Origin of the sequence: Flavobacterium channae, from assembly GCF_021172165.1 — a bacterium.
In the GTDB taxonomy this organism is placed as follows: domain Bacteria; phylum Bacteroidota; class Bacteroidia; order Flavobacteriales; family Flavobacteriaceae; genus Flavobacterium; species Flavobacterium channae.
Window position 1 is genome coordinate 715,797 of the sequence record NZ_CP089096.1, and the last position, 21,094, is coordinate 736,890.

The 21,094-nt window shown below is 31.8% G+C and carries 18 protein-coding genes; all 18 read left to right on the top strand.

The features are described 5' to 3' along the window. Positions 1-93: 93 nt before the first annotated feature. The 18 genes from argS (at position 94) to LOS89_RS03200 (ending at position 21,045) form a co-directional block, all read left to right on the top strand. Positions 94-1,872, top strand: coding sequence for an arginine--tRNA ligase (gene argS, locus LOS89_RS03115; protein ID WP_231836320.1), 1,779 nt, complete (start codon positions 94-96; stop codon positions 1,870-1,872). A gap of 47 nt (positions 1,873-1,919) precedes the next feature. Then, positions 1,920-3,371: an SGNH/GDSL hydrolase family protein gene (locus LOS89_RS03120; protein WP_231836322.1), complete on the top strand. Its 1,452-nt coding sequence runs from the start codon at positions 1,920-1,922 to the stop codon at positions 3,369-3,371. Beyond that, a complete protein-coding gene (locus LOS89_RS03125) occupies positions 3,361-4,782 on the top strand; it encodes a GDSL-type esterase/lipase family protein (RefSeq protein WP_231836324.1) in 1,422 nt (473 codons plus the stop codon). Before LOS89_RS03120 ends, LOS89_RS03125 begins: the two co-directional genes overlap by 11 nt. Positions 4,783-4,784: 2 nt before the next feature. Beyond that, positions 4,785-6,299, top strand: coding sequence for an MBOAT family O-acyltransferase (locus tag LOS89_RS03130; protein WP_231836326.1), 1,515 nt, complete (start codon positions 4,785-4,787; stop codon positions 6,297-6,299). A 57-nt stretch (positions 6,300-6,356) separates the two neighbouring features. Beyond that, positions 6,357-6,560, top strand: a complete 204-nt coding sequence (locus tag LOS89_RS03135; RefSeq protein WP_231836327.1) for a DUF6132 family protein — start codon at positions 6,357-6,359, stop codon at positions 6,558-6,560. Between the two features lie 55 nt (positions 6,561-6,615). Further along, positions 6,616-6,942, top strand: coding sequence for a hypothetical protein (locus tag LOS89_RS03140; RefSeq protein ID WP_231836329.1), 327 nt, complete (start codon positions 6,616-6,618; stop codon positions 6,940-6,942). A gap of 63 nt (positions 6,943-7,005) precedes the next feature. Beyond that, a complete protein-coding gene (locus tag LOS89_RS03145; RefSeq protein WP_231836331.1) occupies positions 7,006-8,604 on the top strand; it encodes a hypothetical protein in 1,599 nt (532 codons plus the stop codon). 108 nt (positions 8,605-8,712) lie between these two features. Then, positions 8,713-8,919, top strand: a complete 207-nt coding sequence (locus LOS89_RS03150) for a hypothetical protein (RefSeq protein WP_231836333.1) — start codon at positions 8,713-8,715, stop codon at positions 8,917-8,919. A 275-nt stretch (positions 8,920-9,194) separates the two neighbouring features. Next, positions 9,195-10,502 (top strand): TolC family protein, encoded by a 1,308-nt coding sequence (locus LOS89_RS03155; RefSeq protein ID WP_231836335.1) that lies wholly within the window; start codon positions 9,195-9,197, stop codon positions 10,500-10,502. Positions 10,503-10,550: 48 nt separating this feature from the next. Continuing rightward, positions 10,551-11,633: an efflux RND transporter periplasmic adaptor subunit gene (locus LOS89_RS03160; RefSeq protein WP_231836337.1), complete on the top strand. Its 1,083-nt coding sequence runs from the start codon at positions 10,551-10,553 to the stop codon at positions 11,631-11,633. Positions 11,634-11,668: 35 nt separating this feature from the next. Further along, positions 11,669-14,866: an efflux RND transporter permease subunit gene (locus tag LOS89_RS03165; protein WP_231836339.1), complete on the top strand. Its 3,198-nt coding sequence runs from the start codon at positions 11,669-11,671 to the stop codon at positions 14,864-14,866. 23 nt (positions 14,867-14,889) lie between these two features. Beyond that, positions 14,890-15,090 (top strand): YgaP family membrane protein, encoded by a 201-nt coding sequence (locus tag LOS89_RS03170; RefSeq protein ID WP_374107733.1) that lies wholly within the window; start codon positions 14,890-14,892, stop codon positions 15,088-15,090. A 49-nt stretch (positions 15,091-15,139) separates the two neighbouring features. Beyond that, positions 15,140-15,586: a hypothetical protein gene (locus LOS89_RS03175; RefSeq protein WP_231836343.1), complete on the top strand. Its 447-nt coding sequence runs from the start codon at positions 15,140-15,142 to the stop codon at positions 15,584-15,586. Between the two features lie 130 nt (positions 15,587-15,716). Further along, a complete protein-coding gene (gene ffh / locus LOS89_RS03180; RefSeq protein WP_231836345.1) occupies positions 15,717-17,054 on the top strand; it encodes a signal recognition particle protein in 1,338 nt (445 codons plus the stop codon). Between the two features lie 65 nt (positions 17,055-17,119). Next, positions 17,120-18,001 carry a bifunctional 5,10-methylenetetrahydrofolate dehydrogenase/5,10-methenyltetrahydrofolate cyclohydrolase gene (locus LOS89_RS03185; protein WP_231836347.1) on the top strand — a complete coding sequence of 294 codons (882 nt, stop codon included), beginning with the start codon at positions 17,120-17,122 and terminating at the stop codon, positions 17,999-18,001. A gap of 194 nt (positions 18,002-18,195) precedes the next feature. Further along, positions 18,196-19,791, top strand: coding sequence for a hypothetical protein (locus tag LOS89_RS03190; protein WP_231836349.1), 1,596 nt, complete (start codon positions 18,196-18,198; stop codon positions 19,789-19,791). An 11-nt stretch (positions 19,792-19,802) separates the two neighbouring features. Continuing rightward, positions 19,803-20,414: a DUF6705 family protein gene (locus tag LOS89_RS03195; protein WP_231836350.1), complete on the top strand. Its 612-nt coding sequence runs from the start codon at positions 19,803-19,805 to the stop codon at positions 20,412-20,414. Positions 20,415-20,466: 52 nt separating this feature from the next. Continuing rightward, positions 20,467-21,045, top strand: coding sequence for a hypothetical protein (locus LOS89_RS03200; protein WP_231836351.1), 579 nt, complete (start codon positions 20,467-20,469; stop codon positions 21,043-21,045). Positions 21,046-21,094: the final 49 nt, after the last annotated feature.

The following is a 21,094-nucleotide window of genomic DNA, read 5'->3' on the forward strand; positions in this document are numbered from 1 at the left end:
TTTTTTTAACATTTAGAAGCGATTTCTAAAATTTTATTTCATCATTCTATTGTCAAAATTCTTACCTTTGCACGTTCTAAAAAACAGGTAAAAATGACATTACATCACACATTAACAACACACATCCAAAAAGCAGTTGAAGAATTGTTCAATATTTCTATTGAAAAAGTTGAATTTCAGGCTACTAGGAAAGAGTTTGAAGGTGATATAACAATGGTGGTTTTTCCTTTAGTAAAAGCGCTAAAAGGGAATCCTGTTGAGATAGGAAATCAAATCGGAAATTACTTGGTTGCGAATGTAAATGAAGTTGCTAAGTTTAATGTTGTAGGCGGATTTTTAAATATTGTGATTTCTGATACTTTTTATGTTGCCTTTTTCAATGAAATAAAAAATAATGAAACGTTTGGTTTTGTAACGCCTAAAGAAGGTGATAAGGCGGTAATGGTAGAATATTCTTCACCGAACACCAACAAGCCTTTACATTTAGGCCATATCCGTAATAATTTATTAGGTTATTCTGTTGCTGAAATCTTAAAAGCTTCGGGTAAAAAAGTATACAAAACACAAATCATCAACGATAGAGGAATTCATATTTGTAAGTCAATGTTGGCTTGGCAAAAATTTGGAAACGGACAAACTCCTGAATCGACTGGATTAAAAGGAGATAAGTTGGTTGGGAATTTCTATGTGGAATTCGATAAACTATACAAAAGTGAAATTTCTGAATTAATTGCTCAAGGTAAAACAGAAGAGGAAGCAAAGAAATTGGCACCTTCTATTTTAGAAGCTCAAGAAATGCTTCGTAAATGGGAAGCAGGTGATGAAGAAGTAGTTGCTCTTTGGAAAACGATGAACCAATGGGTTTATGATGGTTTTGAACAAACATATAAAAACCTTGGGGTTGATTTTGATAGTTATTATTACGAATCAAACACGTATTTGCTTGGAAAAGAAGTAGTGCAATTCGGATTAGAAAAAGGGATTTTTGAGAAAGATCCGGATGGTTCAGTTTGGATTGATTTAACTGCTGATGGTTTAGATAGAAAAATTGTACTTCGTTCTGATGGAACTGCGGTTTACATGACACAAGATATTGGAACGGCTATTCAACGTGTAAAAGATTTTCCAGATGTTGGAGGAATGGTTTATACAGTAGGAAACGAGCAAGATTATCACTTTAAAGTATTGTTTTTAATTCTTAAGAAATTAGGATTTGATTGGGCTGAAAGCTTGTATCATTTGTCATATGGAATGGTAGAATTACCAACAGGTAAAATGAAATCTCGTGAAGGAACAGTGGTTGATGCAGATGATTTAATGACTGAAATGACTACAACTGCTCAAGCTATTTCAGAAGAATTGGGCAAATTAGATGGATATTCTGAAACAGAAAAATCAAGTTTGTTTAAAACAATTGGTTTAGGTGCTTTAAAATATTATATGCTTAAAGTAGATCCGAAAAAGCAAATGATGTTTAATCCAGAAGAATCAGTTGATTTTGCTGGTAACACTGGACCTTTCATTCAATATACTTACGCTCGTATTCAATCAATTTTAAGAAAGGCAGATTTCAATTATTCAGTTGCAATAACAGGATTGGATTTGCATGAAAAGGAAAAAGAATTGATTAAACAAGTGCAATTATTTCCAGAAGTAATTAAAAGTGCTGCTGATAATCATAGTCCGGCTTTAATTGCTAATTATACGTATGATTTAGTTAAAGAATTCAATTCGTTCTATCAACAAGTTTCCATTTTAGGAGAAGAAAATCACGATAAAAAAGTGTTTAGAGTACAATTGTCAAAATCAGTTGGAAATACAATTAAAAATGCATTCCAATTGTTAGGAATTGAAGTTCCTGAAAGAATGTAATTGTAAACGATTATTAAAATATAAATTTAATTCAGTTGCTTGTTTAAGTGAACACATCAAAATATTTTTTTCAAACTCTCTTAGTTATAGCGGTTTCTGGTTTGTCTTTTGTGGCATTCAAAACGTTTTTACCTAAAAAATTGTTTACTGAAAGTAAATTAGATTCTAAAAATGTAGTGGTCGATAGTTTGTTGCTTGAAGCTATTGCCGAAGATGAAGGTGCAGTTGTTGAAGATTCAATGGCAAAAACCATTATTGATTACAAAGTAGTAAACGGAATTCAGTTTCCTCCAGAAACTTTTGAAGAATATACTGGAAATCAATATTTAGTTACTTTTTTTGAAAAACTTTTCCAATTAGAAACCAAAAAAGAAGGTAATGTTCGTATTGCTTATTTTGGTGATTCTATGACAGACGGTGATTTAATCGTAAAAGATTTCAGAACCTATTTACAAGAAAAATTTGGAGGTCAAGGTGTTGGTTTTGTAAATATTACATCTGAATCTGCTTCTTCAAGAAGTTCGATTACTCATGAATTTTCTGGAAACTGGAAAACACAATCGTATTTAAAAGTAAAGCGTCCATCAAATCCTTTTGGTGTAAATGGTCACGTTTTTTATGCTAATGATACAGCTAATGTGGCTTGGGTAAAATACAAAGCAAACAAAGTTAGATTTGCTTCTGAATTACCACGACCAACGTTATTTTACGGAAGCTCAAAAAATAAAGAAGGTAAAATTAAATACGTTGTAGGAACTGATACTATTTCTAAAAAATTAACTCCAAACGGATTGGTTAATACAATGGTACTTTCGGAAGAAAATTTAAAAAGCATCAAAGTTAATTTTAAAAAAGCCGATTCAATTCCTATTTATGGTTTCAATTTTGATGATGGAAAAGGAGTTCATGTAGATAATTTTTCAAATAGAGGAAATTCTGGTTTACCAATTGGAAGTTTCGATATAGCAACTATGCGTGCTTTTCATGCAAAATTAGATTACGATTTAATAGTTTTGCAATATGGAGCAAACGTATTGAATTATGGTTCGTTGAATTATAATTGGTATGAAAAACGAATGGAAAAAGTAGTTGCTCATTTAAAAGAATGCTTTCCTGGTGTTGCTATTTTAATTGTTTCTACGGCTGATAAATCAACAAAATATGATTTAGAAATGAAAACCGATTCTGCCGTTGTGCCGTTAAATACAGCACAAAAACGTTATGCAATTAAATCAGAATCGAGTTTTGTAAACTTATATACTTTAATGGGTGGCGATGGTTCTATGATTCAATGGGTAGAACAAGAACCAGCAAAAGCAAATAAAGATTACACACACTTTAATCACAGAGGAGCAAAAGAAGCGGCAAATTTCATTTTCTCGCAATTAAATCAAGGATATGAGTCGTATAAGGTGTTGAGAAAAAAACGTAAAAAGCCAGTAGCTCCTGTTAAAAAGGATAGCGTAATTATAAATAAAGATTCGGTGTATGAAGAGTAAATTGTTATTGCTATTATTAAGTTTTTCTTTTTTTGGGTTTGCTCAAGATACCTTGTTAGTGCCAGTTGACACAGTATATGTTGATGAACCTGTTATAGATTCTATCGAAGTTACTTTTACCGGAAATGATATTCAAAATCCAAATGCATTACTTTCTTTTTATGAGAAAATGTATCAAATGGAAATGTCAAAATCGGGAAAAATAAATATTGTTCATATTGGCGATTCGCATATTCAAGCCGATTTGTTTACAGCTAAAATAAGAACACAATTTCAAAAGGTGTTTGGAAACGGTGGTTTTGGATTTACTTTTCCCTATAGTGTAGCTAAGACAAATAATAGTGCTCCAATTCGATATAGCGCTTCTGGAAACTTTCAATGTTTTAGAAATTTATATGCCGATGCAGCTAAACCTGTTGGTTTGAGTGGTTTTTCTATGGAAACGAAGTCAGATGATTTTGCAATACAATTAGTGGTGAAAGATGCACAATATAATTTTACCAAATTGAAAGTCATTACGCCTAAAAATGAAAATCTATTTGATGTTTCGGTTTCTAATAAAAGTATTGTAATAGAACGAAAAGTCCCAAAGAAAATAACGCACAAAGTTAAACCTGGTGAAGTTTTAGGTGGAATTGCAAACAAATACAATGTTTCTTTAAAAGCCTTAAAAAAAGCAAATGGTTTAAAAAGTGATATGATTCGTGATGGTAAGATTTTGACCATTCCAACAAAAGGAATGCAATCAAAATCGACTACTAAAACCGAATATATTCCAATTGATTTGGTTCAAGCAGAAAATTCAAATGATTATATTTCAACAACTCCATTAGATAAAATTGCAATTGTTCCTAACCAAGAAATGGAAGATTTTGCTTTAAACGGATTGGTTTTAGAAAATGAGAGCACTGGTGTAATTTATCATAGTATTGGAGTTAATGGAGCAAAAGCTTCGGATTATAATAAGTTTCCTCTTTTTTATGAGCAACTTCCTGCTTTAAATCCTGATTTAGTAATCATTTCATTAGGAACAAATGAAAGTTTTGACAAACAATCTGGCGAACAATATTATGCGAATTTGACTCAAATGATTCAAGGAATTAAAGAGAAAAATCCTCAGACTTGTGTTTTGGTTATGACTTCACCACCTTCTGTTTTACATAGAAAATATAGAAATACATTTATCGAAAAATATGCCGATGCCATAGAAACAAATGCGCCTGAAAAAGAGTATGCTTTTTGGGATTTGCTAAAGGTTTTTGGTGGAAACAATGCGATTAATAGAAATGCTGCGAAAGGATTTATGGCTAGAGATAAAGTGCATTATTCTAAAGCAGGTTACGAAAAACAAGGCGAATTGTTTTTTGAGGCTTTTTTACAATCATACGAATTATTTAAATCGACAAAATAGAAGTGAAAGCACTTTTAAATATACAAAATTGGTTTCTAGAAACAGTAGGAAGTGTTGATTTAGAAACAATACAAAATTGGTTTATTTACAACCCAAAACAACCGCTATTATTTAACAGTTCGTTGTTTTTAGGATTGTTCTTAATCTTTTATTTTATCTACATTTTATCTCGAAATACACATTATTTCAGAGTTACTTATGTGGTGCTTTTTTCATTGTTTTTCTACTATAAATCCAGTGGTCATTATTTCTGGATTTTGATATTTTCATCGGTTGTAGATTATTCACTTTCCCGATTAATTTATGTTGAAGCCCAACAGTTTTATCGTAAGTTTTATTTGGTTCTGAGTTTGTTGATTAACCTTGGAATGTTGGCTTATTTTAAGTATACCAACTTCTTTATCGATAATTACAATACGCTTTTTGATGGAAATATGAAGTTTGAAGATATTGTTCTTCCAGTTGGAATTTCCTTTTATACGTTTCAAACATTAAGTTATACTATCGATGTTTATAGAAGAGAATTAGAGCCGACAAAGAGCTTTATGGATTTTCTGTTCTTCGTTTCTTTCTTCCCGCAGTTAGTAGCTGGACCAATTGTAAGGGCTAGCGATTTTATTCCTCAGATTTATGAGAAATTAAAATTAACGAAAGAAGATTTTAACAGAGCATTGTTTTTAATTATTGGAGGTTTACTAAAGAAAGCAGTTATTTCCGATTTTATTTCAAGCAACTTCGTTGATCGTGTTTTTGATGCGCCAAACAGTTATACGGCTTTTGAAAATTTAATGGCTTCTTATGGTTATGCTATACAAATTTATTGCGATTTTTCTGGATATTCCGATATGGCTATTGGATTAGCATTATTAATGGGATTCTGGTTGCCAGACAATTTTAGAACACCTTATCAATCGGGTTCTATTACAGAGTTTTGGAGAAGATGGCACATTTCACTTTCTAGTTGGTTAAGAGATTATCTATACATCTCAATGGGTGGAAATAGAAAAGGAAAATTCAGAACCTATTTCAATTTATTTATGACCATGTTGCTAGGCGGTTTATGGCATGGTGCTTCATGGAAATTTGTGGTTTGGGGAGTTTTACACGGATTAGCTTTAGTTGTAGAGAAGTTTTTTGGACAATTCATCAAGTTACCTAAAAATGTATTTGTTAGAACAATTCAGGTTGTCTTGACTTTCCATTTCGTTGTATTCTGTTGGCTATTTTTTAGAGCAAAAGATTTTGCGACAGCATTCCAAATTGTTCAAAATGTAATGAAACTAACTTTCGATTTAAATCAGTGGCAAACCATTGTCTTAGGATATAAAAATGTATTTATTCTATTGACTATTGGAGTAGTTTGGCATTTTATTCCTGTTAAATCAATTGCTGGAATGCAAAAAGCATTTACTAATTTACCATTAATTGCAAAAGCAGTTCTTTTAGGACTTATTTATTGGGTAGTTTACGCAACAGCTTCTGCAGATACACAGCCTTTTATTTATTTTCAGTTTTAGTAACATTTGTTACCACTCTGCTTATTGGCAAATTGTAACTTTGTCTTTTAAAATGACATGACTAAAAAAGAAATCATATTTACAGTAATAGGAGTTATTATCGGGTTAATTTCTGGTTATGCATACTACCATTATGTTGGTTGTGTTTCAGGAACTTGTTCTATTACTTCAAAACCTTTAAATAGTACTTTGTATGGAGGTGTTTTGGGAGGATTATTATTTAATATGATTGGTGATTTTTTTAAGAAAAAGAATCCTTAATTTGTTGTGTAACAATTGTTACTAAATAATTTTAAAGTTTTTCTATATTTGTTACATGAAATTTTCAGTTCACATACTTTGTTTTTATTTGTTGCTCCTAGTGGCATTGCCATCGGTACGTGCAATTAAGATGGTTGTGAATGATACTTGCCAAAAAACATGTCATAGTAGTTCTTCTTCTGAATCTTCGGGTTGTGAAAAAGGAAAGATTATTATGAGTTTGAATTTTAGTCCAGTTCAATTTGTAGGTGAATTGGATTTCAAACCTCAAATCACATTTCCTGATTTCAAAATAGAAAAAGAAAAATCAAACTACGAGAAAATTTTCATCTCAAAATATCAAAATTCTATTTGGCATCCGCCTAAGTTTTTCATTTCTTAAAAATTTTAAAAAAGTTGATTTAAAGTTTGTGTTTTACACAAGCCTAACTTATAATGGAATTAAATGAAAAATTTTTTAATCGTGTTTTTGATGATTTTTTTTCAATCATCAATAGCACAAAGCACCTTTGAATACGATGTGGTGCTAACTCCAGTTTCCATTTCGGGATTGCCTGGTTTGCATTCGTATGCTTTTGCGCAGCACAATGGAAAATGGTTAATTATTGGAGGTAGAAAAGACGGAGTTCACGCTCGTCAGCCTTTTAATGCGTTTCCAGATGCACAAAATAATACGACTATTTATGTTGTAGATGTTGCAACCCAACAATCATGGACTGCTTCTGTAAATGTGCTTCCTATGGGATTGAAAGAGCAATTGCAATCAACAAATATGAATTTTTATCAAGATGGTGATGCATTGTTTATTGTTGGTGGTTATGCTTATTCAACAACGGCTGCCGATCATAAAACGTTTAATAATTTAACGTCGGTTGATGTGCCTAATTTGATAAATGCTATTATTGCAGGAACTCCAATTACATCTTATTTCAAACAAATTGCAAATGATGTTTTTGCGATTACAGGAGGACAATTAGGTAAAATTGGTAATACCTTTTATTTGGTTGGAGGTCATCGTTTTGATGGAAGATACAATCCAATGAACAATCCAACGTTTACGCAGGCTTATTCTAATGCCATTCGTAAATTTACGATTGATAATTCGGGTAGTACATTGAGTTATGCAAATTATGAAGAAGTTTCAGATGCAGTTCATTTGCACCGACGCGATTATAATTTGTTACCTCAGGTTTTTCCAAACGGAGAATTGGGTTATACCATTTCATCTGGCGTGTTTCAAATAGCTGTTGATTTGCCTTTTTTATATCCTGTTGATATTAAAGCCGGTGGTTATTTTCCGCAAACACAGTTTAACCAATATTTGAGTAATTATCACAGCGGAAAAGCTTGTTTGTACGACGCTACCAATAACAGAATGCACAATTTATTTTTTGGTGGTATGAGTCAGTATTATTATTCAGGCGGAACATTAGTTCAAGATAATACAGTTCCTTTTGTGAGAACGATTAGTAGAACAACACGTTTAGCCGATGGTAGTTTGTTGGAATATCAATTCCCAGTTGAAATGCCAAATTTAAAAGGAGCTGGAGCCGAATTTATACCAAATGAAAGTTTACCACATTATTCAAACGAAGTGATTCAATTATCAAACATTTCAGATGACGAATTTGTTATTGGTCATTTATTTGGAGGTATTCTAAGTTCATCTGCTTCTGCATTTACAGATAATCAAACGAGTTTAACAAGTGCAGATCCTACTGTTTATGAAGTGAAATTGGTTAAAAATACCGCATTAAGTTCACAACAAATAGATGGTAGTAATCCTTTTACATTAACAGTTTCACCAAATCCAGCATCAAATGATGTAGTGCGTATTCAGTTTGAAATGCCGTATTTATCTAAAGTTGATTATATAATTTCTACTTTAGATGGTAAAATTGTTGAAGAAGGAGAAATAGAAGATGTGAGAATGGGAACGAATGCAATGGACTTTAGTTTGGCTTCTGCTAAATCAAACATCGTAATAGTTACTTTTGTTTTTGATAATAAATTTTATATTTCTCAAAAAATCATAAAAAAGTAATTACTATTAAATTAATAAAAAATTAAGAGTACTATTTATAAAATTATGTATATTTGTGATAGTACGTAACAAACAAAAAGAATAAATAACAATTTAAAAAATACAAAAATGAAAAAATTAGTTTCTATCATGGCAGTTGCTGCTTTTATGTTATCAATGAATGTTAATGCTCAAGAGCCAAAACAAAAAGCAAAAAAAGAAACAGCTAAAACTGAAAAATCTTGTTCAACTTCAGATAAAAAATCTTGTGGTTCAGAAGGAAAATCAGGAGGATGTTGTTCTTCTAAAAAATCAACTGAGAAAAAAGCTGAATAATTTTATTCTAAATACTTTTAAAACGCCTCGAATGTTCGAGGCGTTTTTTTATGTAACAAAAGTAGCTGATGATTTTTTTAAGGGTCACTAATTTTGTTTTGTGACTTCAACAAGAGTAGTTACTTGTTTTTAGTTTTTATTGGTTAGAAAAAGAGTGCCTGTTGGTGCTCTTTTTTGTTATGTAACAATTGTCACAAGGCTATGTAACTCATGTTACCGACTACCTTTTTTTGCGAATGTACATTTGTAACGTAAAATAAGAATAAAACAAAACTATGAAGAAAGTTAACTTATTAATCGTATTTGGAATGGTATCATCGATGCTTCAGGCACAAGATACTTTATCGATTTCAAAAAATGATTTATTACAAAAAGTAACAGAAAACAATCTGCAAATTAAGGTTGCTGAAAAATCATTTCAATCGGCTAAGGCAGATTATCGCCAATCAAATGCGCTTTTCTTGCCTAATGTTAATGTATCGCATACAGGAATTTTAACTACAAATCCATTGATGGCTTTTGGTTCTAAACTAAATCAAGAAATTTTAACAGCATCTGATTTTAATCCAGCATTATTAAATGATCCTGATAGAACTCAAAATTTTGCAACCAAAATAGAAGTACAACAACCCTTAATCAATTTAGATGGTTTGTATGGAAGACAAGCGGCTAAAGCTAAAATGGATGCATTTCAATTGCAAACTGAAAGAACCAAAGAATACTTAGAATTAGAAGTTTCAAAAGCATACATGCAATTACAATTGGCTTATAAAGCAGTTCAAGTCTTAGAAAAAGCAAATGAAACGGCACAAGGGAATTTGAAATTAGTAGACAACTATTTTAAAAACGGAATGTTGCAAAAAACCGATTTGTTAAATGTGCAAGTTCGTGTAAATGAAATTTCAAATCAATTGCAGTATGCGAAATCAAATGTGCAAAATGCTTCAGATTATTTAGCTTTTTTATTGAATGAAGATATGAAAGGTAAAACCTATAAACCTTCAGAAAGTTTAGATAATGTTATTGCTATTGAAGCTATTAATCCAACTATTTCGGATTCTAGAAAAGATATTCAAGCAATGCAAAAATCTTCTGAAGCCTATAAAAAAATGTTTCAATCATCTAAGTTCGGTTTTTTACCAAGATTAAATGCTTTTGGAAGTTACGAATTGTACGATCAACATATTTTTCAAACTTCAGCAAAAGGATATGTTGTAGGAGCACAATTATCTTGGAATGTTTTTGATGGTTATAAAAACATTGGGAAAACTCAAAAAGCAAAAGCTGATTTTGAAAAAGCTGAAATTGAAACAGAACAATACAAAAAACAAAGTCAGTTAGAATTAAATAAAACCAATCGCCAATTAGTAGATGCTGAAAACAAAGTGAATTTATCACAATTGGCATTTGAGCAATCACAAGAAGCGTTTAGAATTCGTCAAAACAGATTCAAACAAGGATTAGAAAAAACAACCGATTTATTAATGGCTGAAACGCAAATGGCGCAAAAAGAATTAGAGCATTTACAAGCGGTTTTTGAATACAACTTTACAAAACAATACTTACAATTTTTAACTAAATAAATCTCAAGAACAAGTTCAATTACAAGTTCAAACTCAAAACTAAATAATATGAAGAAGATACTAACAATACTAACTATTTCATCTCTAATCTTTACATCTTGTGGAGGTGATCAAAAAGAAAATGTAACTAATTTACCTGCAATTCCAGTAAAAGTAGCGGGTAATTCAGGTAATTCAAATAGTCCGTATGTAACGGCAAGTGGAAAAATAGAATCCGAAAATAGTGCTAATTTAAGTACTAGAATGATGGGTTATGTAACTAAAGTGAATGTAAAAGTGGGACAAAATGTTTCGGCTGGACAACTTTTGGTAAGCATAAACAATACCGATTTACAAGCCAAAAAAGCTCAAGTTGATGCTTCTATTACACAAGCAACAGCAGCTTATAATAATGCTAAAAAAGATTACGATCGTTTTGTGAATTTGTTTGCACAACAATCGGCTTCACAAAAAGAGCTAGACGATATGACTGCACGTTATGAAATGGCTAAAGCGGGTTTAGAAGCAGTCAAACAAATGCGTAATGAAGTGATGGCGCAGTTTTCTTATTCCAACATTACAGCGCCATTTTCTGGGACAGTAACAAATACATTTGTAAAAGAAGGCGATATGGCAAACCCAGGAATGCCTTTAGTAAGTATCGAAGGAGCTTCAAGATTACAAGTAACAGCAATGGTTTCGGAAAGCGATATTTCGAATGTGAAAAGCGGAATGCCTGTAAAAATCAACGTTAAATCCTTAAATAAAGAAGTAGCAGGAAAAGTTTCTGAAGTGAGTTTGTCAGCAAAAAACACAGGTGGACAATATTTGGTAAAAGTAACTTTAGATAAAATGGATAAAGAAATTTTATCAGGAATGTTTGTAAATGTTCAATTTCCAACAGCTAAAAAAGAAACAACTACTATAAAATCTGATGTGGTAATGATTCCAGAATATGCTTTAGTAAAAGAAGGACAATTAACCGGTGTTTATACTGTAGGAAGTGGTAATGTAGCAATTTTAAGATGGTTGCGAATTGGAAAAACATTCGGTAGCCAAGTTGAAGTTTTATCAGGTTTATCTGCAAACGAACAATACATTATTTCAGCGGATGGAAAATTATTTAACGGAGCAAAGGTTATTGTTCAGTAATCAGTGTTCAGTTTTAAACTATTAAACTTAAAAAAATGCAAGAAGGTATTTCAGGTAAAATAGCCAATTTCTTTATCAACTCTAAACTAACCATTTTATTAATGGTAGCGTTGATGATAATTGGAGTATATAGTTCGTTCTTAATTCCAAGAGAAGAAGAACCGCAGATAAATGTTCCTATGGCCGATGTTATGGTCATGTATCCTGGTGCAAGTCCATCAGAGATTGAAAGTAGAGTTGTAAAACCTTTAGAGAAAATCATTGGTAATATAAAAGGAGTAGAACATATTCATAGTATGGCTATGAACGGCTATTCGATGATGGTAGTGCAATTTTATGTAGGTGAAAACAGTGAGGATTCGTATGTAAAATTATACGATGAATTAATGAAACATCGTGATATGTTTCCTCAAGGAGTAATGCAACCAGTTGTAAAAACGCGTTCTATTGATGATGTTCCAATGTTAGGATTAACACTTTGGAGTGAAAAATATGATGATTTCCAATTACGTCAAATTGCAGAAGAAGTTACTTCGGAAGTTGAAAAGGTAAAAGACGTTGCGATTACGAAAGAAATTGGAGGAAGAACGCGCGAGCTAAAAGTAGTTTTAGATAAAGATAAAATGGCTGAAAACGGTGTGGATGCGTTAAGCATTATGCAAATGATTCAAGCCAATAACGGAAGTTCACAATCGGGTAGTTTTGTGCAAAATGATGCGGAATATTTAGTAACTACGGGTAAGTTTTTATCAACTTCAGAAGATGTAGAAAACTTGGTAGTAGGTGTAAATAACAACATGCCAGTTTACTTAAAACAAGTAGCGGCTATTCAAGACGGACCTCAAACACCTAAAAATTATGTATCTTTTGGATATGGAAAAGCAAATGAGAAATTCTCCAAATTCAATTCGGAATATCCTGCTGTTACCATTTCGGTAGCAAAAGTAAAAGGTGCCGATGCGATGCAGATTTCAGAGAAAATAATTACTAAGGTAGAAAGCTTAAAGAAAAATTTAATTCCCGAAGATGTACATGTTGAAGTTTCCAGAAACTATGGAGAAACAGCATCTCACAAAGTAGGAGAGTTGTTATTACATTTAGGTGTTGCTATTATTGCGGTAACGGTTTTGGTAATGTTAGCCATGGGTTGGAGAGGCGGATTAGTGGTCTTCTTCTCTGTTCCTTTGACCTTTGCTTTAACTTTATTTAGTTATTATTTATTAGGATATACGTTAAATAGAATCACGCTTTTTGCTTTGGTATTCGTAGTTGGTATTGTAGTCGACGACAGTATTATTATTGCCGAAAACATGCACCGTCATTTCAAAATGAAGCGACTGCCATTCAAACAAGCTGCCATTTATGCGATTAACGAAGTTGGAAACCCAACAATTTTAGCAACGTTTACTGTAATTGCGGCTATCTTACCTATGGCTTTTGTTTCTGGAATGATGGGGCCTTACATGAGTCCAATGCCAATTGGAGCTTCTATTGCCATGATGTTATCATTGTTTGTAGCATTGACCGTTACACCATATTTGGGTTACCATTTATTACATGAAAAAGACGAGCAAGAACATAAAGAAGAACAAGTTTTGGAAACATCTTGGATTTATAAAATCTATAAAAAAGTAGAACAACCGCTTTTAGATAATTCTAAAAAACGTAATTTGATGTTCGTCGTTACCGTTGTTCTTTTATTGGGTTCCGTATTGATGTTCTTTACCAAATCTGTAGCTGTTAAAATGTTACCTTTTGATAATAAAAACGAATTCCAAGTGGTAATTGATATGCCAGAAGGAACTACATTAGAAAGAACGGCTGCAGTTACTAAAGAAATTGCGCAATATCTTTCAACTGTTCCAGAAGTGGTGAACTATCAAAATTACATAGGAGCTTCTGCTCCGATAACCTTTAACGGTTTGGTACGTCATTACGATATGCGTGGTGGAAGCAACATGGCGGATATTCAAGTAAACTTACTACAAAAAGAAGATCGCGATTTACAAAGTCACGATATCGCAAAAGTAGTACGTCCAGAAGTGCAAAAAATTGCTAAAAAATATGGTGCGAATGTAAAAATTGTGGAAGTTCCACCTGGACCACCAGTTTTATCTACTTTAGTGGCGGAGGTTTACGGACCTGATTATGAAGAGCAAATTAAAGTAGCGAATCAAGTGAAAACCATTTTAGAAACTACTACAGATGTGGTTGATACCGATTGGATGGTAGAAGCGCCTCAAGTAGAATATAAATTAGAGGTGGATAGAGAAAAAGCCATGTTGAATGGAATTGCTCCGCAACAAGTTGTTGGTAATTTGACATATTTGTTAAGAGAAATGCCTGTTTCTAATTTGTATGATGAGCGTTCGAATAATCCAGTAGGTATTACATTATCGTTGGAAGATAAAGACAAAACTTCGATTGAAGATATTCAAAATTTGAAAATCAAAGGAAGTCGTGGTAACGTGGTTCCAGTGAGTGATTTGGTAAAAGTTACTACCGACACTTTACAAAATACGATTTATAGAAAAGATCAAAAACGAGTGGTATATGTTTTAGCCGATATGGCAGGAGCCTTAGAAAGTCCGGTATATGCAATTTTAGGAATGAATGAGAAGTTGGAAAAAATGCAATTACCAAAAGGCTATAATGTAAACGAATTGTATATCGGTTCACCATCAGACGAAAGTAATTTTACTGTAAAATGGGATGGAGAATGGCAAATTACCTTAGAGGTGTTCCGTGATTTAGGAGCAGCGTTCTTAGTCGTAATTATTGTGATTTATATGTTGATTGTAGGTTGGTTCCAAAACTTCAAAACACCAATTGTAATGATGGTTGCGATTCCACTTTCTTTAGTTGGAATTGTATTAGGACATTGGATGTTAGGAGCGTTTTTTACTGCTACATCATTTATTGGAATGATTGCGTTGGCTGGAGTAATGGTACGAAATTCGGTCTTACTGATTGACTTTATCGAAATCCGTTTGAACGATGGAATTCCGATCAAACAAGCTATCATTGAAGCGGGAGCCGTTAGAACAACCCCAATTTTATTAACGACTGGAGCAGTAGTAATCGGAGCCTCAATCATTTTGTTTGACCCAATTTTCCAAGGATTAGCGATTTCGTTAGTCGCAGGAGCGATTGTTTCAACATTACTGACATTGATTGTAGTGCCATTGATTTACTATATCACGGAACGTAAAAAATGGGAGAAAAATAATTAAATAATTAACCGATTTAGTTTAAAATAAATAATAGTATGATAAACAGATTAATAAGAGCAATTGCAGGAACATTTATTATTTTAAGTGTTCTTTTAGGAATGTATGTCAACGAAAATTGGTATTGGTTTACTATTTTCGTGGGAGCTAATTTACTTCAATCTTCATTTACTAAATGGTGTTTAATGGAAGATGTTTTAAGAAAAGTTTTTAAAATTCAAGATTAATGAAATACTATTTTTCATAATTTAGCGTTAACAAACAAAACAATGAATTATGAAAAAACTTAAATTAATTTCAATTTTATCATTGCTATTCATACTGAACGTAGCGTCGATGTGTAGTGATGATGACGATACTTCAAGTCAAGTATCAAATCCTACAGAAATCGCTTCTACTTTAGCCGATGGGCAGTGGATTGTGACTTTATACAAAGAGAATGATGTAGTTCAAACTAGTAATTACTCAGGTTATAATTTTACGTTTGGAACTGATAGTGCTTTATCTGCTACTAATGGAACTACAACACAATCGGGTGATTGGAGTACTTACGCCGATAGTGGTTACACTAAGTTAGATATGATGTTTACTGCTCTTGACGGTCCCTTTGAAGAAATTAGCGAAGATTGGAATGTGATTTCTAGAACCGCTACTAAAATCGAATTAAAGCACGTAAGTGGTGGTGATGGTAGTATTGATTATCTTACTTTAGAAAAAGATTAAAATCACTAAAGTATAATAAAAAAACCAGCTATAAAAAGCTGGTTTTTTTATTTAAAACAAACCCATTTTCTCACTTTGCAACTTTATAACTTTATCTTATCTTTGCACTTCATTAAACAAAAACAGAAACATGTTTGATAATTTAAGCGATAAGTTAGATAAAGCGTTACATATATTAAAAGGACACGGTAAAATTACCGATGTTAACGTTGCTGATACTCTGAAAGAAGTTCGTAGAGCTTTACTAGATGCCGACGTAAACTTTAAAATTGCTAAAGATTTTACAACTAGAGTTAAAGAGAAAGCAATTGGTGAAAACGTATTAACTACGTTACAACCAGGTCAGTTAATGGTGAAAATCGTTAAAGACGAGTTGACCGAATTAATGGGTGGTGATGCTGCTGGAATTAATCTTTCTGGAAATCCTTCTGTGATTTTAATGTCGGGTTTACAAGGTTCTGGTAAAACTACTTTTTCTGGAAAATTAGCGAACTTTTTAAAAACTAAAAAGAACAAAAAGCCTTTATTGGTAGCTTGTGATATCTATCGTCCTGCGGCAATCAATCAGTTGCATGTAGTGGGTGGACAAATTGGGGTTGAAGTTTATTCAGAACCAGAAAATAAAAATCCTGTTGAAATTGCTCAAAACGCTATTAAGCATGCAAAAGCAAATGGTTTCAACGTAGTTATCATCGATACCGCTGGTCGTTTGGCTGTGGATGAAGAAATGATGAACGAAATTGCAAATGTTCACAAAGCAATTCAACCACAAGAGACGTTATTTGTGGTAGATGCCATGACTGGACAAGATGCGGTAAATACTGCAAAAGCGTTCAACGATAGATTAAATTTTGACGGAGTTATCTTAACGAAGTTAGATGGTGATACACGTGGTGGTGCTGCTATTTCGATTAAATCGGTAGTAAACAAACCTATTAAATTCATCGGTACAGGTGAAAAAATGGAAGCTATCGACGTGTTTTATCCAAATCGTATGGCGGATAGAATCTTGGGAATGGGAGACGTTGTTTCCTTAGTAGAAAGAGCACAAGAGCAATACGACGAAGAAGAAGCAAGAAAATTACAGAAGAAAATCGCTAAAAACGAATTTGGTTTTGACGATTTCTTAGCGCAAATCCAACAAATCAAGAAAATGGGGAACATGAAAGACCTTGTTGGAATGATTCCTGGTGCTGGAAAAGCGTTAAAAGATGTAGAAATTCAAGACGATGCTTTCAAACATATTGAAGCCATTATTCACTCGATGACACCTGCAGAAAGAAGCAAACCATCTATTATTGATGTAAAACGTAAAATGAGAATTGCGAAAGGTTCGGGTAGAAAAATTGAAGAAGTGAACCAATTAATGAAGCAATTCGACCAAATGAGTAAAATGATGAAAATGATGCAAGGTGGTGCAGGTAAAAACCTGATGAAAGCCATGGGCGGAATGAAAGGCATGAGATAAACTGTAAAGACGCGATTTATCGCGTCTTTTTTATAAAATAAAATACACACAAACAACACAACAAAATGCAATTATTAGACGGAAAAAAAGTTTCGGAAGACATTAAAAATGAAATTGCTGCTCAGGTAGCAGAAATGAAAGCAAATGGTGAAAAAGTACCTCATTTAGCAGCTATTATTGTTGGTAATGATGGTGCAAGTTTAACTTATGTAGGAAGTAAAGTTAAGTCGTGCGAACGCGTTGGTTTTGAATCAACTTTAATAAAAATGCCTAGCACAACTTCTGAAACGGAACTTCTAAAGAAAATTAAAGAGTTGAACGAAAATGATGATATCGACGGTTTTATTGTTCAGTTGCCTTTACCAAAACAAATTGATACGCAAAAAATCATTGAAGCAATTGATCCAAGTAAAGATGTAGATGGTTTCCATCCAGAGAATTTTGGAAAAATGGCTTTAGATATGTCTACTTTTATTCCTGCAACACCTTTTGGAATCTTAGAATTATTAGAACGTTATAATGTTCAAACAGAAGGAAAGCATACTGTAGTAATCGGAAGAAGTCATATTGTTGGTCGTCCTATGGGAATTTTAATGGGAAGAAAAGGATTTCCTGGAAATTCGACTGTAACGGTTACTCATAGTCAAACAAAAAATATCAATCAAATTACTTCACAAGCCGATATTATTATTTCTGCATTAGGAGTTCCAAATTTCTTAAAAGCAGAAATGGTAAAAGACGATGTTGTTGTAATCGACGTTGGAATTACAAGAGTAGAAGATGAAACTACTGAAAAAGGCTACAGAATTGTTGGTGACGTAGATTTTGAAAATGTGTCAAAAAAAGCGTCTTACATTACGCCAGTTCCTGGTGGAGTAGGGCCAATGACAATTGCAATGTTATTGAAAAATACATTGTTAGCTAGAGAGCAAAAAAGAAATAGATAATATTAAGATTAAATTTTTTTAAACCCAGATTCGAAAGAGTTTGGGTTTTTTATTTGGAATTTTAACATAAACTGTAGAAAAACTACAGCAATGGTTCTGAATAAGCGTTTTAAATTGTACCCGAAATTAAATTTCATAAATTATAATATGATTTTAAAATTAAAAAGTATTAAATTTAAAACAATGAAAAAACAATGAAGAAAAAAATCTATCTCTTTTCAAAAATTGTATTGCTTACTACATTGATTTCGCTAATTTTTAGTTGTGAAAAAGATTTATATGATGACGTTATTCAACAAAATCAAAATAAGCAAATAAATATTAAACAAATTTCTTTAGAAAAATTTAATTTAAGAATGAGACAAATGAAAAATAAACCTGATATAGAAAGGTTTATGGTTTCATCTAAAAATAGTTTTCTACAAAACAGAACAGAAAGTACTTCGGGGTTTGAAATCGTTACAGACGACATCAAAGAAATTACACAGGGTGATTATACTTCATACACAATGTATGTTAAAACATCTGATACTACAAATAATATTTATAATATTACGATTGAAGAAGTAGATGGATATACAACTTTTTTTATTACTAAATATATTCCTGATACAAATTGGTTAGAAAATAAAGATCAACCTTTTGAGGGTGAAATAATTACTTTCAGAGAACCAAATACTAATTCTGATGGAACTGTTAGTTTGCAAGAATATATGGAACTTATTGGAGATGATTTATATGCTGCGGGTGGCGGTGGTGGAAATTCAACTTCTGGATTTGGAAATAATTTGGGGCCTTCAACAATATATCCATCAGACTGTAATGGTGAAGTTCACACAACAGTTGTAGTAGAAGCATTAATGTGTTCAGATAATGAGCATTGGCCTTGGACACCAGGTATTTGTATTGCTGATAGAAAAGCACGAATTTCAACAAGAACATATTATGAATGTATTCCTAATATTGGAGGTAATCCTTATGGTAATGGAAATACCTCAGGTTCAGGAGATACGTCTGGAGGCAATACTTTAGGTGGTGGCGGTAGTGGAACAGGTACTGGTTCAGGTGGCACAAGTACAGGTGCTGTAACCGGTTCAATTACCACAATTGTAGACCCAACAGAAGAAGAAAAGAAAACTCCTTGTGAAGAATTAATAGAAAATGATTCAATTTCTGACTTTAATACTAAAATGGCAGAATTAAAAATTAAATCTGGAACACAAAATTTTGAATCAGCTCATGCTATTTATCAAAATGCTGGAGCAGGATTGATTATAGGTGATGAGTTTACAGGACAATCAAATGCTAATGGGGAAGGTAGGGAAGTTTATTTATCACTTAATTCTTCAATTACTACTAATGCCATAAACTGTGTAGGATTTATTCATTGTCATTTGGACAATGGAACAACTTTTAAAGTTTTTTCTTTAGATGATATTATTGCTTTAGCATTAATTACAGAATCGTCTACTAGACCCGTGAGTGAATTTACTATTTATCTTACTACAAATAGTGGTACATTAGCGTTAAAAGTAAACAACAAAATCCTTTTAAATAGTAAAATTGATATGTTGAACATAACATACAATGATCAAGAAAGAGAATTTAAAACTAAAGTTAAAATGGGGCAAACATATGCGGAGCAAAAATTAGGATTAATTAAATTTTTAAATAATATGCCGCTTATAGGAAACCCTGGTATTGATGTTTATGAAAAAGTAGGTTCTACTTGGAATAAATTAAACTTATCTGCTAATGGAAATTCAATAATCAGCACACCGTGTAATTAAAATAAATGATAATGAAAAATATATTAAAACTTTTACTTGTTTTGTTTGTTCAAAACATTTATGCCCAATATCCTGTATTAACAACTACTTCTTTGGCTGGAGATCCAACAATGGATATTAATTTTTCAAAAAACGGAAATTATGCGATAGATACCAACAACGAAAGAGACCAATATGTGGGTTTGTGGAGGTATCAAGACAGTGATATTCTTTTTGAGCTAAAAATGGAAAAAAGAGATCAATTTTTGTTTAAAATAGAATATCAAGGACAAGTATATTATACCTATTCTGACATAATTATTTTTAAATATAAATTAATTAAAAATGGAGTATTAATTTATGATAATTTAAATGCTACAATACCAAATGAGAATTATTACTCTCAAGCAACTAAACACGGAAATTATGAATATTTATACGGTGGTTTGTTAGATTTTACGAGAAATGTTATGGGTACTGTTTCCATTAAAAGATTACAAGCATCAAATCCTGATAAAATATATTTTAATTTAAGCAGTGGTGGATATTCTTTACATAATCCCAAAGAATTTTACAATAATCCTCCAGATGTAAAGTTGTTTAATATTCCAACAGATGGCATAGAAATGGTTAGAGTTAATTAATAGAATGAATAATTATCACAATTTATATTAAACATTTTTAATATAAAGAATTATGAAAAACATTATTAAAATATTCATCTTAATTTTTATTAGCTTAAATATGAATTGTCAGACTTTGCCATTAAAAACTGCAAATTTTGATTGTCCTAATGGTGCATATAAAAAAGACTTAGATGCTGTTTTTCCATTTTGGATAGGTACATGGAAAGGTGTAATTGATAATAAAGAATATACTTTTGAATTTGTTTCTTTTACAAATCAATTGGTTTCATTTTCAAATGGAGATAATTTTTATGAAGACATGTTAAAATGTAAATTTAAGGTGGTTGATTTGACAAACAATCAAGTACTTTATAGTGATTTACATTTGTCTAATGTTGAAGATTATAAAATTAAATTAATTTCTTACAGAAATGATAATGATTATTTTTTCTTATTCAATGACGATGAAAATAATTGTTATAATACAGTTGAGTTTAATCTAGTTAAAAATAGCTCAAATTATAACAACATAGTTTACAAAGGGTTTGAGCAAAAGGATTATATTCCATCAAATGATTGTCCTTATAGTAATAATCAAGAGATACCTAATTTTTTGCCAAGAAGTAGTTTCGTTTTAGTTAGGCAATAATTTTAAAACGATTTCATATTTTTATTTAATTTATATAAAAAAGCCATTT

Coding starts and splice junctions, on each gene's coding strand:
- argS (WP_231836320.1), top strand. CDS start 94: ATGACATTACATCACACATTAACAACACACATCCAAAAAGCAGTTGAA.
- LOS89_RS03125 (WP_231836324.1), top strand. CDS start 3,361: ATGAAGAGTAAATTGTTATTGCTATTATTAAGTTTTTCTTTTTTTGGG.
- LOS89_RS03135 (WP_231836327.1), top strand. CDS start 6,357: ATGACTAAAAAAGAAATCATATTTACAGTAATAGGAGTTATTATCGGG.
- LOS89_RS03140 (WP_231836329.1), top strand. CDS start 6,616: ATGAAATTTTCAGTTCACATACTTTGTTTTTATTTGTTGCTCCTAGTG.
- LOS89_RS03145 (WP_231836331.1), top strand. CDS start 7,006: ATGAAAAATTTTTTAATCGTGTTTTTGATGATTTTTTTTCAATCATCA.
- LOS89_RS03150 (WP_231836333.1), top strand. CDS start 8,713: ATGAAAAAATTAGTTTCTATCATGGCAGTTGCTGCTTTTATGTTATCA.
- LOS89_RS03155 (WP_231836335.1), top strand. CDS start 9,195: ATGAAGAAAGTTAACTTATTAATCGTATTTGGAATGGTATCATCGATG.
- LOS89_RS03160 (WP_231836337.1), top strand. CDS start 10,551: ATGAAGAAGATACTAACAATACTAACTATTTCATCTCTAATCTTTACA.
- LOS89_RS03165 (WP_231836339.1), top strand. CDS start 11,669: ATGCAAGAAGGTATTTCAGGTAAAATAGCCAATTTCTTTATCAACTCT.
- LOS89_RS03175 (WP_231836343.1), top strand. CDS start 15,140: ATGAAAAAACTTAAATTAATTTCAATTTTATCATTGCTATTCATACTG.
- ffh (WP_231836345.1), top strand. CDS start 15,717: ATGTTTGATAATTTAAGCGATAAGTTAGATAAAGCGTTACATATATTA.
- LOS89_RS03185 (WP_231836347.1), top strand. CDS start 17,120: ATGCAATTATTAGACGGAAAAAAAGTTTCGGAAGACATTAAAAATGAA.
- LOS89_RS03190 (WP_231836349.1), top strand. CDS start 18,196: ATGAAGAAAAAAATCTATCTCTTTTCAAAAATTGTATTGCTTACTACA.
- LOS89_RS03195 (WP_231836350.1), top strand. CDS start 19,803: ATGAAAAATATATTAAAACTTTTACTTGTTTTGTTTGTTCAAAACATT.
- LOS89_RS03200 (WP_231836351.1), top strand. CDS start 20,467: ATGAAAAACATTATTAAAATATTCATCTTAATTTTTATTAGCTTAAAT.